Annotated in this window: 9 protein-coding genes; 1 reads left to right on the top strand and 8 read right to left on the bottom strand. The window is 72.6% G+C overall.

Annotated features, from left to right (window positions below; all coding sequences use genetic code 11):
• Positions 1 to 76 precede the first annotated feature (76 nt).
• Positions 77 to 721 (top strand): hypothetical protein, encoded by a 645-nt coding sequence (locus OHB44_RS29870; RefSeq protein WP_238687738.1) that lies wholly within the window; start codon positions 77 to 79, stop codon positions 719 to 721.
• Positions 722 to 765: 44 nt separating this feature from the next.
• On the opposite strand, the gene valS is transcribed toward OHB44_RS29870, so the two are convergent.
• The 8 genes from valS to OHB44_RS29830 all read right to left on the bottom strand — a co-directional run bounded on the left by valS (position 766) and on the right by OHB44_RS29830 (position 12,001).
• Positions 766 to 3,384 carry a valine--tRNA ligase gene (valS, locus tag OHB44_RS29865; protein WP_266304449.1) on the bottom strand — a complete coding sequence of 873 codons (2,619 nt, stop codon included), beginning with the start codon at positions 3,382 to 3,384 and terminating at the stop codon, positions 766 to 768.
• Positions 3,385 to 3,475: 91 nt separating this feature from the next.
• Positions 3,476 to 5,359 carry an ABC transporter ATP-binding protein gene (locus tag OHB44_RS29860; protein ID WP_238687736.1) on the bottom strand — a complete coding sequence of 628 codons (1,884 nt, stop codon included), beginning with the start codon at positions 5,357 to 5,359 and terminating at the stop codon, positions 3,476 to 3,478.
• On the bottom strand, positions 5,356 to 7,212 hold the full coding sequence (locus tag OHB44_RS29855; protein ID WP_266304451.1) for an ABC transporter ATP-binding protein: 1,857 nt from the start codon (positions 7,210 to 7,212) through the stop codon (positions 5,356 to 5,358). The genes OHB44_RS29860 and OHB44_RS29855 overlap by 4 nt, the downstream gene beginning before the upstream one ends.
• Before the next feature lie 37 nt (positions 7,213 to 7,249).
• The gene (locus OHB44_RS29850) at positions 7,250 to 7,759 is read right to left on the bottom strand and encodes a methylated-DNA--[protein]-cysteine S-methyltransferase (RefSeq protein WP_238687734.1); all 510 of its coding nucleotides are present in this window, start codon (positions 7,757 to 7,759) and stop codon (positions 7,250 to 7,252) included.
• Positions 7,756 to 9,288, bottom strand: a complete 1,533-nt coding sequence (locus OHB44_RS29845) for a DNA-3-methyladenine glycosylase 2 family protein (RefSeq protein WP_330438947.1) — start codon at positions 9,286 to 9,288, stop codon at positions 7,756 to 7,758. Before OHB44_RS29845 ends, OHB44_RS29850 begins: the two co-directional genes overlap by 4 nt.
• A gap of 84 nt (positions 9,289 to 9,372) precedes the next feature.
• Complete coding sequence (locus OHB44_RS29840; protein ID WP_330438946.1) at positions 9,373 to 10,797, bottom strand: FAD-binding oxidoreductase; 1,425 nt, start codon at positions 10,795 to 10,797, stop codon at positions 9,373 to 9,375.
• A 197-nt stretch (positions 10,798 to 10,994) separates the two neighbouring features.
• Positions 10,995 to 11,495, bottom strand: a complete 501-nt coding sequence (locus tag OHB44_RS29835) for a hypothetical protein (protein ID WP_330438945.1) — start codon at positions 11,493 to 11,495, stop codon at positions 10,995 to 10,997.
• Positions 11,492 to 12,001 carry a SigE family RNA polymerase sigma factor gene (locus tag OHB44_RS29830; RefSeq protein ID WP_238687730.1) on the bottom strand — a complete coding sequence of 170 codons (510 nt, stop codon included), beginning with the start codon at positions 11,999 to 12,001 and terminating at the stop codon, positions 11,492 to 11,494. Before OHB44_RS29830 ends, OHB44_RS29835 begins: the two co-directional genes overlap by 4 nt.
• Positions 12,002 to 12,029 lie beyond the last annotated feature (28 nt).

Raw genomic sequence — 12,029 nt, 5'->3', positions numbered from 1 at the left:
GTTCCGGCCAGCCCCCGCGCGGCGGTAGGGCTGGCCGGATGGACCGGTCGGGCCACCTCGGGCCAGGCTGGTGGGCGTGAGCGTCGAAGCGGAGCGGACGTCGTTGGCTGAGCCATACTCCCGGAGCAGCCGGCCGTGGCTGACCAGTCTGGCCGTCGCCGGGCTGGCCTGTGCCACCGTCGCCACGGCGGCTCAGGGTAGCGGTCAGTTCCACTGGTGGGCGGTGTTCATCCTGATCCCGGCCGCGTTGATCGCGGCCAGCGGTGGGCCGTTGCTCGCTCGCGGCGGCGGCCGGGCCTTCGCCGGGTACATGCTGGCCTGTGTCGGCACGATGGTCTTCGCTGTGGGCGCACTGCTGATGTTCGGCGTGATGGGGCGGGGTTGGCCGCTCATGGTGGTGCTGCCCTGCCTGGCGGTGTTCGGCACGTACGGCTGGCGCGCCGCCCACCCGCTGGCCCGGGGCCTGCACCGGGCGGTGGCGCTGCTCGCGTTGACCGGGGCGCTGCTCGGCCTGACCCTGCAACTGATCCGGGTGGAGCTGATCCACCTGGAGACGGGTTGGTGGGGCGCGTTCCTGATGCTGGCGGGGGCCATCGTGCTCGGTAACGCGGGCGAGCTGACCCGGCACCGGATGCCGTACCGGCTCCAGGCGATCACCCTGTTGGTGGGGCCCGCCGTGATCGCGTTCCTGCTCGGGCTGCGTTTCCTGCGCGGCTGGTGACCGGCCGGTCCGCCGCCGCCCGAGCGGGCGGCGGCGGACCCCGGTCAGAAGGCGCAGGCGATGACCAACTCCGGGGTACGGTCCGGGAGCAGGTCGAGTTTGCCGATCCGGCCCGCCGCCCGTAGGTCGTCGGCGACCAGCGTGAGCTGCTCCAGCAGCGCCGCCGGGCCGAGTGCCTCCGCCAACGGCACCTCCGCCTTCATCGACAACTTCCGCTCCGACTTGGCCCGTCGCACCTGGCTCAACGCGTCACCGGCGAGCCGCAGCAGCGCCGGCTCACCCGAGCCATCGATGGTCCGGGCCACCTCGTGGGTGGTGGGCCACGGCGCCTGGTGCACCGAGCCGTACCGCCACCACGACCAGATCTCCTCGGTCACGTACGGCAGCACCGGGGCGAACAACCGCAGCTGCACCGACAGCGCCGAGGCCAGCGCCGCCCGTGCGGAGTCCGCCGCCGCGCCGGTGCCGTAGGCCCGCTCCTTGACCAGCTCGATGTAGTCGTCGCAGAACCGCCAGAAGAACGCCTCGGTGACCTGCAGGGCCGCCGTGTGGTCGTACGAGTCGAAGGCGGTGCCCGCGGCGGTGACCACGGTGGCCAGCTCGGCGAGCATGGCCCGGTCCAGTGGGGTGGTGGCCGACAGCTCCAGGTCGCGGCGCGGCGTCAGACGCGCCGAACTGGAGTTGTCGTACGGGGCGCGCAACGCGTCCGCCGCGCCCAGCCCGAGCGCGAACTTGGACGCGTTGAGCAGTTTGGTGGCCAGCCGCCGGCCGACCTTGATCTGCGCCGGGTCGAAGGCCAGGTCCATGCCGGGCTTGCCGCTGGCCGCCCAGTAGCGCACCGCGTCCGAGCCGTGCTGCTCCAACAGGGCCAGTGGGGTGACCACGTTCCCCTTGGACTTGGCCATCTTCTTGTGGTCCGGGTCGAGGATCCAGCCCGAGAGCACTGTGTCCCGCCAGGGCAGCACCCCGTGCTCGAAGTGCGACCGGACGACGCTGTCGAAGAGCCAGGTCCGGATGATCTCCTGCCCCTGCGGGCGGAGGTCCATCGGGAAGACCCGGGCGAACAGGTCCGGGTCGGTCTCCCAGCCACCGACGATCTGCGGGGTCACCGAGGACGTGGCCCAGGTGTCCAGCACGTCCGGATCGCCGATGAAACCGCCCGGTCGGCCGCGTTGCGACTCGTCGTAACCGGGCGCCGGATCGCTGGATGGGTCGACCGGCAGCGCGGACTCGTCCGGCGTGAGAGGGTGGGACCAGTCCGGCTCGCCAGTGTCGTCGAGCCGGTACCACACCGGCACCGGCACGCCGAAGAAGCGTTGACGGCTGACCAGCCAGTCCCCGTTGAGGCCGCCCACCCAGTTGTCGTAGCGGTGTTTCATGTGCGCCGGCACCCAGTGCAACTGCTCGCCCCTGCCCAGCAGCGTGGCTCGCAGCGCCTCGTCCCGGCCGCCGTTGCGCAGATACCACTGTCGCGTCGAGACGATCTCCAGTGGCCGGTCGCCGCGTTCGTAGAACTTGACCGGGTGGGTGATCGGGCGCGGCTCGCCGATCAGGTCACCGGCGTCGGCCAACATCCCGACGATCTCCCGGCGGGCGCCGTTGACGCTCTGCCCGGCCAGCGCCGCGTACGGCTGCGCCGGCACCCCGTGCGGTGGCTCGGGGAGCAACCGACCGTCCCGGCCGATCACCACCCGGGTGTCCAGCCCCAGCTCACGCCACCAGGTCACGTCGGTCAGGTCACCGAAGGTGCAGACCATCGCGACACCGGTGCCCTTGCCGGGTTCGGCGAGGGGATGGGCGTACACGGGCACCTCGACGTCGAACAGCGGGCTGCGCACGGTGCCGCCCACCAGGTCGGCGTACCGCTCGTCGTCGGGGTGACAGACCAGCGCCACACAGGCCGGTAGCAGCTCGGGCCGGGTGGTGTCGATGAGCACCTCCCGACCGTCGGCCGCTGTGAACCGCAGCCGATGGTAGGCGCCGGGGCGCTCCCGGTCCTCCAACTCCGCCTGGGCGACGGCGGTGGCGAAGCCGACGTCCCAGAGGGTCGGGGCCTCCGACTGGTACGCCTCGCCGCGGCGCAGGTTGCGGACGAACGCCCGTTGGCTGGTGGTCCGGGCGATCCGGCCGATGGTCGTGTACGTCAGGGACCAGTCCACCGACAGTCCGAGCCGTCGCCACAGCGCCTCGAAGGCCTGCTCGTCGGTGACAGTCAACCGTTCGCACAGCTCGATGAAGTTGCGCCGGGAGATCGGGGTGGGGTCGCGGCGGGCGGCGTCGTCGACCGGAGCCGCCGGTGGCCGCCACACCGGGTCGTACGGCAGCGCCGGATCGCAGCGCACCCCGTACACGTTCTGCGCCCGACGCTCGGTGGGCAGGCCGTTGTCGTCCCAGCCCATCGGGTAGAAGACGGCCTTGCCGCGCATCCGCTGGTACCGCGCAGTGGTGTCGGTGTGCGTGTACGAGAAGACGTGCCCCATGTGCAACTCGCCCGATACGGTCGGCGGCGGGGTGTCGATCGAGAACACGTCGCTCCGCTGCTTCGAGCGGTCGAACGTGTACGTGCCGTCCTCCTGCCAGCGGCGTGCCCAGCTCTCCTCGAGCCCGTCCAGGGTCGGACGCTCGGGAACGCTGGCGCGGGCCGTCCTCGCCGTATCGGTCATCATGCGATCGTAGGCACCTACCGGGTGCGGGGCGACGTAGTTGCTGCCGAACACACCGGCCGGCGGTCGTGGCCGCGACGGGGTGGCCCGACTAGATCAGCGAGTCACGCCACTGACGGTGCAGGGCGGCGTACCGGCCATCTGCCTCGGCGAGCACGGCGGGTGGGCCGTCCTCGACGACTTTTCCGCCGTCGAGGACGAGCACCCGGTCAGCGGTTTCCACAGTGGAAAGCCGATGGGCGATCACCAGCGCGGTGCGGTCGCGCAGGATGGTGCCGAGTGCCCGCTGCACCAGACGTTCCGTCGGCACGTCCAGCGACGACGTCGCCTCGTCCAGGATGAGCACTGTCGGGTCGGCCAGGAACGCGCGGGCGAACGCGACCAACTGCCGTTGCCCGGCGGAGAGCCGGCCGCCGCGCCGGTGCACCTGGGTGGCGTACCCCTCGGGTAATGCGGCGATGAAGTCGTGCGCGCCGATCGCCCGCGCGGCGGCCTGGACGGCGGCGTCGTCGGCCCCCGGGCAACCGAACCTGATGTTCTCCGCGACGGTCCCAGTGAACAGGTGGTTCTCCTGCGTCACCAGCACCACCGCGCGGCGCAGGTCGGCGTCGCGCACGTCGCGCAGGTCGACCCCGTCCAGCCGGACCGTGCCGGTGTCGGGGTCGTGGAACCGGGCGACCAGCTTCGCGATCGTCGACTTGCCCGCCCCGGTGGGGCCGATCAGCGCCACCGTCTGCCCGGCCGGCACTGTCAACTCCAGCCGGCAGAGAATCGGGGTGTCGGCCCGGTAGCCGAAGCCGACCGCGCGGAAGATCAACTCACCACGGCCGGGACCGGTCGGCAGCGGTGTGGGCCGGGCCGGTTCGGCGACGCCCGGTCGTTCGTCGAGCACCCCGGCCAGCTTCTCCAGTGCGGCGGTGGCCGACTGCAACGAGTTGTAGAACTGGCTCAGCTCCTGCATCGGCTCGAAGAATCGGCGCAGGTAGAGCAGGAACGCGGCGAGCACACCGATCTCGGTCTGCCCGCCGAGCACCCGCCAACCGCCGTAGCAGAGCACCACCGCCACTGTGACGTTGCCGATCAGCTTGATCGCGGGCGAGTACGTGGCGATCAGCCGGAACGCGTGCAGGCTGCTCCGCCGGTAGTCGTCGCCGAGCGCCACGAAGATCCGTTGGTTGCGAGGCTCCCGGCGGAACGCCTGCACCGCACGGATGCCCCGCATCGACTCGACGAAGTGCACGATGACCAGCGCGACGGCGTCCCGGGTCCGTCGGTACGCGCTGGCCGACGACCGGGCGAACCAGCGGGAGAGCCAGAACAGGAAGGGGAAGGCGAACAGCGTCACTGCCGCCAGCGGCAGGTCCAGCCAGAGCAGGATGGCGGCCACCGACAGGATGGAGAGACCGGCCAGCACCAGGCTGTCGATCCCACCGTCGACCAGCTCGGCGATCGAGTCCAGGTCACTGGTGAGCCGGGAGACCATCCGGCCGGACGTGTACCGCTCGTGGAAGCCCACCGACAGCCGCAGGAAGTGCCCGAACACCCGCTGCCGCAGGTCGAGCAGGACGGCCTGGCCGATCCGGGCGGAGAGGGTGAGGAAGCCGCGGCGGGCCGCGTACTCGGTCACGGCGGCCACCGCGAACGCCCCGGCGACGGTGACCAGCGGGCCGGCGTCGCCGGCACGCAACGGCGGGATGGCCCGGTCGATACCGATCATGACCAGGTACGGGCCGGCCATCGCGGCGGCGTTCTGGGCCAGCAGCAGGGCGACCGCCGCGGTGAGACGCCTCCGATGCGGGCGGAGCAGGTCGCCCAGCAGGGTGCGGCTGAGCCGGCGTAGCCGGGCCACCGCCTCCGGGCTGGTGTCCTCGGCTCGACTGCGGTCGGCCTCCGGGTCGGTGGCGGTCCCGCGCCAGCGGGTGAGCTCGGGCTCCTCCTCGGGGGGAGGTGGGTCGGCCTGCTCCGGCACCCTCACGAGCGCACCAGCCCCCACCCGTCCGAAGGGGACGAACTCGGGCCGCTGGCTCCAGCCGGGGGTGGATGCCCGGCGGGCGGCTCGGCGGCGAGTAGCGCCCGGTACGCCGGAACGGTGGCCAGCAGGTCGGAGTGCCGGCCGGTCGCGGTGATCCGGCCGTCCTCCAGCAGGGCGACCCGGTCGGCCAACGCGATCGTCGACGGCCGGTGCACCACCAGCAGTGCGGTGCTGTCGCGCAGGACCCGCCGTAGCGCCGCTTCGACAAGGGCCTCGGTGTGCACGTCGAGAGCGGAGAGCGGGTCGTCCAGCACCAACACCGCCGGTCTGCCGAGCACGGCCCGCGCCAACGCGAGCCGTTGCCGTTGCCCGCCGGAGAGGGACAACCCCTGCTCGCCCACCCGGGTCGCCAACCCCCAGGGCAGGTCGTACGCGAAGTCGGCCTGGGCCAGCGCGAGGGCCGCGCGGATCTCGTCGTCGCCGGCGTCCGGGCGACCCAGTGTGAGGTTCTCCCGTACCGACATGGAGAAGAGCGTCGGCTCCTCGAACGCCACCCCGACCAACCGGCGCAGCGAGGCCAGCCGCAGCTCGCGCAGGTCGTGCCCGTCCAGCGTGATCCGGCCGGTGGTCACGTCGTGCAGCCGGGGCACCAGGGAGAGCAACGTGCTCTTGCCGGAGCCGGTGGCGCCGACCAGGGCCAACGTCTCGCCCGGCTCGATGGTCAGATCGATCTCGCGCAGCACCCCACTGGTGGCACCCGGGTAGCTGAACGCGACCCGCTCGAAGCGCAGCCGACCGCGCACCGCGCCGCGTGACAGCGCGACCGCGTCGGGAGAGTCGACGATCTGCGGTGGAGTGTCCAGCACTTCCTGGATCCGGTCGGCGGCGGTGGCCGCCTCCTGACCGTTGGCGATGATCCAACCCAGCGACTGCACCGGCCAGATGAGCATCAGTTGGAGGCTGACGAACGCGACCAGTTCACCGATGGTGAGCGTGCCCTGCGCGGCGGCGGCCGCCCCTGCCGCGAGCACCACGCCCAGTGTCACGTTGGGCACCAGGTCGAGCAGCGCCGAGGTGTTCGCCAGCAGCCGCCCCTTGCCGACGCCGGTGTCGTGCAGGCGCCGGGCCGCACCGGCGAAGCGAGCGGCCAGTTCGGGCCCCCGCCCGTACGCCTTCATGGTGCGCAGGCCCTGCGCGGTCTCCTCGACCAGCGTCGCCACGTCGCCCTGCTGATCCTGCATCCGGCGGGACGCGGCGTGGTAGTGCCTGCCGAAGCGGCGGCTGATCAGCAGCAGCGGCACCGCGCTGGCCGCGACCAGCACCCCGAGCGCCGGATGCAGGTTGATCAGCAGCGCCACCACGACCACGTACGTGGTCAGGTTGAGCACCAGGAAGAACACGCCGAAGGAGAGGAACCGGCGGATCACCGACAGGTCGCTGGTGATCCGGGAGAGCAACTGGCCGGACTGCCAGCGGTCGTGGAAGCCGGTCGGCAGCCGTTGCAGGTGGGCGTAGACGTCGGCGCGCAGTGCCGCCTCCATGCCCACCGCCGAGGACGACTGCACCCACCGGCGGATGAAGATGAGCACCGCCTCGACCACGCCGAGCAGCAGCGCCAAGCCACCGAGCTGGAGTAGCCCGGCCGGTTCGTGTCGGGCCACCGGCCCGTCCACTACCCGCTGCACGACCAGTGGCACGGCGATCCCGGCCGCGGTGCCGGCGAGGCCCGCGACGAGCAGCCAGGCGAACTCGGCGGCGTACGGGCGCAGGTAGGGGCGCAGCCGCCAGAGGTTGTGCACGGGGTGGGTGCCCGCGGCGGCCCGGGCGGCCGGGTCGCCGTCGCTCTCCACAGGCACTACCAGACGGTAGCGTCAATGAGTGTCGATGCTCCTGTCAGCTTGTTGTCAAGCGTCGCTCATGACCGAGAAGCCACTTCTTCACGTCCAGCCCCCAGCGGTAGCCACCGAGCGTGCCGTCGGTGCGAAGAACCCGGTGGCAGGGCACGAAGAGAGCCGCCGCATTCCGGGCGCAGGCTGCCGCTGCGGCTCGGACCGCCGGTGGTCGACCGGCCAGCGCGGCGTACCCGGTGTAGGTGACCGGGGTGCCCGGCGGCACCTCGCGCAGCACCTGCCAGGCGTGCGCCATGAACTCTCCACCGGTGCGTTGACGGACCGGCACGGTGTCGATGGCGGCGAGGTCACCGTCCAGGTAGGAGTGGACCGCCGCGCTGACCGGGCCGAGGTCTGCCCGCTCCCGTAGCGGTGCCCGCAGGGCCGGGTGGACCAGGGGCAGCAGCGCCGCCGGGTCCGGTGTGAAGCCGGCCGCCCGTACGTCACCGTCGGGGCCGGCGAGGATGCTCAGTGGGCCGGCCGGTGTGCTCAGTACGGTGCTGTCGATGTTCATGCCGCTCTCCAGAGTCTGATCGTGGCGTAGGACCGCCAGGGCCGCCAGCGCTCGGCGTACCTGTCGAGGGTTGGTGGGGTGTCGGGCAGGCCGAGCGCGGCAGCGCCGCGTCGGACCGCGAGGTCGGAGCTGAGCAGGATGTCGGGGTCGCCGAAGGCGCGCATGGCCAGGTAGTTGGCGGTCCACGGGCCGATGCCGGGCAGCGCGAGCAGCCGCCGAACGGCTTCCTCCCGATCCACTCCAGCGGCGAGGTCGACAGACCCGTCCACAACGGCGCGAGCCAACCCCCGCAGAGCCTCCCGCCGCCCCACCGGCATCCCGAACCCCGAGTCCGGCAGCCCCAAAAGTTCCTCCGCGCTCAAGAACCCCCGCAGCCCACCCGGCGCCCCACCCCGTTGATCATGAAGTTGTTGTCCCGACACGCCGTCGTCAGTGGCAACAACTTCATGATCAACGTGGGCGTGGGCGTGGGCGTGGGCGTGGGCGTGGGCGTGGGCGTGGGTGGTGAGGAGGCGGGTGAGGGTTGTTCTTGCGGACGTTACCGAGACCTGTTGGCCGATGATGGCGCGGACGGCCTGCTCGAAGCCGTCGACGGCGCGGGGGACGCGGATGCCGGGTTCGGCGGCGACCGCCGGGGCCAGCGCCGGATCGGTGGCCAACGTGGCGTCGATGGCCGCCGGGTCCGCGTCCAGGTCGAGCAACCGGCGGCAGCGGGCCACCGCCGGTGCCAGGTCGCGCAGGTCGGCGAGGCGCAACGTCGCCGCCACGTGCCCGTCCACCGGGGTCAGGGCCACCTGGCCGGTGCCGTGCGGCAACCGCAGACCCCTGTGGTACGTCCCGTCGCGGACCGCCTCCACGCCGGGCAACGCCCGCACCGCGAGGAAGTCCAGCAGCGCCCGGGCGTGCAGCGGCGGGCGGTACGCCAGCCGGAGCGCGATGGTCCCCGCCCCGGTCGGCGCCTGCTGGCGACCACGGGCCGTGCGCAGGTCGGACGGGGCGCTCGCGTACACCTCGCGAAGCGTGTCGTTGAACTGCCGCACGCTGCCGAAGCCGGCGGCGAACGCGATCTCGGCCATCGCCAGGTCGGTCGTCTCGATCAGAATCCGGGCGGTCTGGGCGCGTTGGGCCCGGGCCAGCGCGAGCGGCCCGGCACCCATCTCGGCGCTCAGCATCCGGTGCAGGTGCCGCTCGGTGTAGCCCAGCCGGGAGGCCAACCCCGGTACGCCGTCCCGGTCGACCACCCCGTCGGCGATGAGCCGCATCGCCCGACCGACCACGTCCGCGCGGACGTCCCAGAGCGGTGAGCCGGGCGCGGCGTCCGGCCGGCAGCGGCGGCAGGCACGCAGCCCGGCGCCCTGTGCGGCGGCGGCGGACGGAAAGAACCGGACGTTCTGCCGCTTCGGTGTGATCGCCGGGCAGGACGGCCGGCAGTAGATCCCGGTGGACGTCACACCGGTGTAGAACCAGCCGTCGAACCGCTGGTCACGGCTGTCCACGGCCCGGTAACACCGCTCGAAGTCCATCTCCATGCCACCGATGATGCCCCGCCCGACCGGTCGTCGGCTGGCGGGAATCGGACCTGGGTGTGCGCGGGCGCGGGACCGGCCCCGGCGTCAGCGGCGGCGGCGGTGCGGCTGACCGGACCGGCCGGCGCGGGAGCCCTGACCGGTTCGGTCGACCTGGCCGGCACCGTTGGACCGGTTGCCCTGACCGGCGCGGTTGGCCTGGCCGGTCAGCAGGGCCGATCGGAACACCCCGTCCGGGTCGTACCGCTTCCACAGCCGCCGGACCCGCGCTCCGGTCTCGCCCGGGTAGATCCGGGCGAACGCGGCCGGGTCCAGCCGGCTCTCGAAGTTGACGTACGCGCCGTCGGCGCGTGCCCCGGCGGCCCGCCAGGCGGCGTTCAAGGCGGCGTCGGCCTGCGGCGGAAACACCGAGGCCACGATCAGCGTGTCCTGGTGACGATGCGGGTACGCGGTCGCGTCGGAGGCGACGTCGTTGACCGCCCCACCCAACGAGCGGAGCTGGATCACCGCCCGCCCCGGCCCGGTCACCGCTCGCGTCACGGCCCGCGCCCCGGCGTCGTCCAGCGCGGTGAACAGACCGTTCGTGGTCGTGCCGCGCTGCTGCCCGACGTTGGGGTTGAGGTGCGCTGTCGGCACCAGCGTCGGGTAGGGCAGCAGGTCGGTCCGGTGTTCGAGCACCTTGCCGATGGCGAGCAGCGGTTCCACCGCCGGTCGGGCCCGGCGCAGGCTCTCGGCGGCGACCACCGCGGTGATGGACATGAGGACCGATCGACCCTCCGCGTACACCACGGCGGCCGCTGACAACTCCCGTGGCGCCTGCGCGAGGTAGCTCGTCCACTCCCGGACGGTGCGGCCGTCCGGATGCGCCTCGACGACCAGCTGCGCGACACCGACGTTGCGCTGCTCGGCCGCCTCGATCTCGAAGGCCACCACGATGCCCGTGCCAGCCCCGGCCCCGCGGACCAGCCAGAACAGCTCCGGCTCGTGTTCGGCGTCCGCGCGTACCAGCGTCCCGTCCGCCAGCACCACCTCGACGGCGCGGACCCGGTCGATGGTGAGGCCGTGGGCGCGGACCAGCCAGCCGACACCACCGCCGGTGGCCAGGCCGCCGACGCCGACACCGCCGTAGTCACCCGAGCTGATCACCAGCCCGTACGGGGCCAGCGCCTTCGCCACGTTCGCCCAGCGCGCGCCGGCCTCGACCCGGACCAGCCCGGCCCGCTCGTCGATCACCTGAACCCGGTTGAGCATGGAGAGGTCGATGACCACCCCACCGTTGTTGGACGAGGTTCCGGACAGGCCGTGCCCGCCGCTGCGGACCGCGATCGGCAGCCGCTGCTCCCGCGCGTAGCGCAGCGCGTCGACCACCTGCGCGGTGGTCTTCGGCAGTAGGACCGCTGCCGGGGACGCCGACCTGGTGTACGTCGAGCGCAGTTGCGCGTACCGGCGGTCGCCGGGGGTGACGATCTGCCCCCGGAGGGAGTCGGGCACCCGGGCCATGGCGGTGCTCATCGTTGGCCCCGCAGCTCGCACCTCGGGTGTCCGGGATCGGTCATGGCCCAAGAATGAGCGGGCATGTCGGCCTCGACAAATTCGGCGGACCGGTGCCCGCCGGCCGCTGCGACGCGCGACGCTCGCCGGTACGGGGAGCGCCGCGCGAAGGTGACCGGAATCTCCTGGGTTGACCGGTCAGGCCGGGGCGGTTCCGCTCAACGCGCCGGGCTCGGCACGACAGTCGGCCGGCCCGGCACACCGCCCGGGGCGGGCGGAGTCAACGGGGTTGGCGTGACAGTCGGCCGGTCCGGAACACCGGGCGGGCCCGACGGGCTCGGCTTGACAGTCGGTTGGCCCGGTACGCCGGGCGGGCCCGGCGTGATCGACGGGTCCCCGGGCGCGCCCCCGGGGCTCGGTACGACCGTCGGCACCATGCTGGGCGGGGACGGGTTGGGCGCGGGTGGGCTGGGCACGGCCGCCGGGCCAGCCGGGCTGGGCACGGCCGGGGGAGGCTCGTCCGAGCCGGTCGCGGCCAGGGCGATCGGGGTGGCGATCAGGATCGCCGCCAGGGTGCTCACCGCCCCCACCGTCACAGTGGCGCGACGTCTGTTGCGCACCAGCCGTTCCGCTCGGCTCAACTGGTCATGCACGATCGGTGCCTCCTCGGCCAGGTCGGTGAGGGTGGAGCGGATGAGGTGCTCGAAGGGTTCGGTCATCGCCGTACCTCCAGCCTGTCGACGTCCGGCAGCAGGTCACGCAGTCGCTTCACCGCTCGATGGGTACGGCTGCGTACGGTCCCCACCGAGCAGCCCAGCAACTCGGCCACCCGGGCTTCGGGCAGGTCCTCGTAGTAGCGGAGGACCACCACCGCCCGCTGTGTCGGTGGCAGGTGACGCAGCGCGGCCCGCATCGCCAACCGCACGTCGGTGCCGCCGCTCGGGTCGCCGCCGACCGGTTCGTCGCCCGGATTGAGCGGTGTCTCCCGCCACCGGCGGAGTCGCCGCCACCAGCTGATCTGCTCGCGGTACATCACCACCCGCAGATAGCCCTCGGGATCGGCGTGCCGAATGGTTCCCCACTTCGGGATGGTCCGCGCCAACGCCGACTGGAACAGGTCCTCGGCGGCGTTGCGATCTCCGGTCAGCAGGTACGCGACCCGCATCAGCGCCGGAGTCCGGCTGCCGACGAACTCGGCCAGCCGTGCGCGCTCGTCCTCGTCCACCCACCACCCCCGTTTCGTTGTCACAGAT

Source organism: Micromonospora sp. NBC_00821, assembly GCF_036347035.1.
GTDB classification, from domain to species: domain Bacteria; phylum Actinomycetota; class Actinomycetes; order Mycobacteriales; family Micromonosporaceae; genus Micromonospora; species Micromonospora hortensis.
The sequence above is the reverse complement of the archived record's forward strand: the minus strand, read 5'-3'. Positions and strand labels throughout refer to the sequence as shown.

What these genes read in the sequence shown, in the direction of transcription:
- valS (WP_266304449.1), bottom strand. Translation starts at nt 3,384, where the DNA reads ATGACCGATACGGCGAGGACGGCCCGCGCCAGCGTTCCCGAGCGTCCG.
- OHB44_RS29850 (WP_238687734.1), bottom strand. Translation starts at nt 7,759, where the DNA reads ATGAACATCGACAGCACCGTACTGAGCACACCGGCCGGCCCACTGAGC.
- OHB44_RS29845 (WP_330438947.1), bottom strand. Translation starts at nt 9,288, where the DNA reads ATGGAGATGGACTTCGAGCGGTGTTACCGGGCCGTGGACAGCCGTGAC.
- OHB44_RS29840 (WP_330438946.1), bottom strand. Translation starts at nt 10,797, where the DNA reads ATGAGCACCGCCATGGCCCGGGTGCCCGACTCCCTCCGGGGGCAGATC.
- OHB44_RS29835 (WP_330438945.1), bottom strand. Translation starts at nt 11,495, where the DNA reads ATGACCGAACCCTTCGAGCACCTCATCCGCTCCACCCTCACCGACCTG.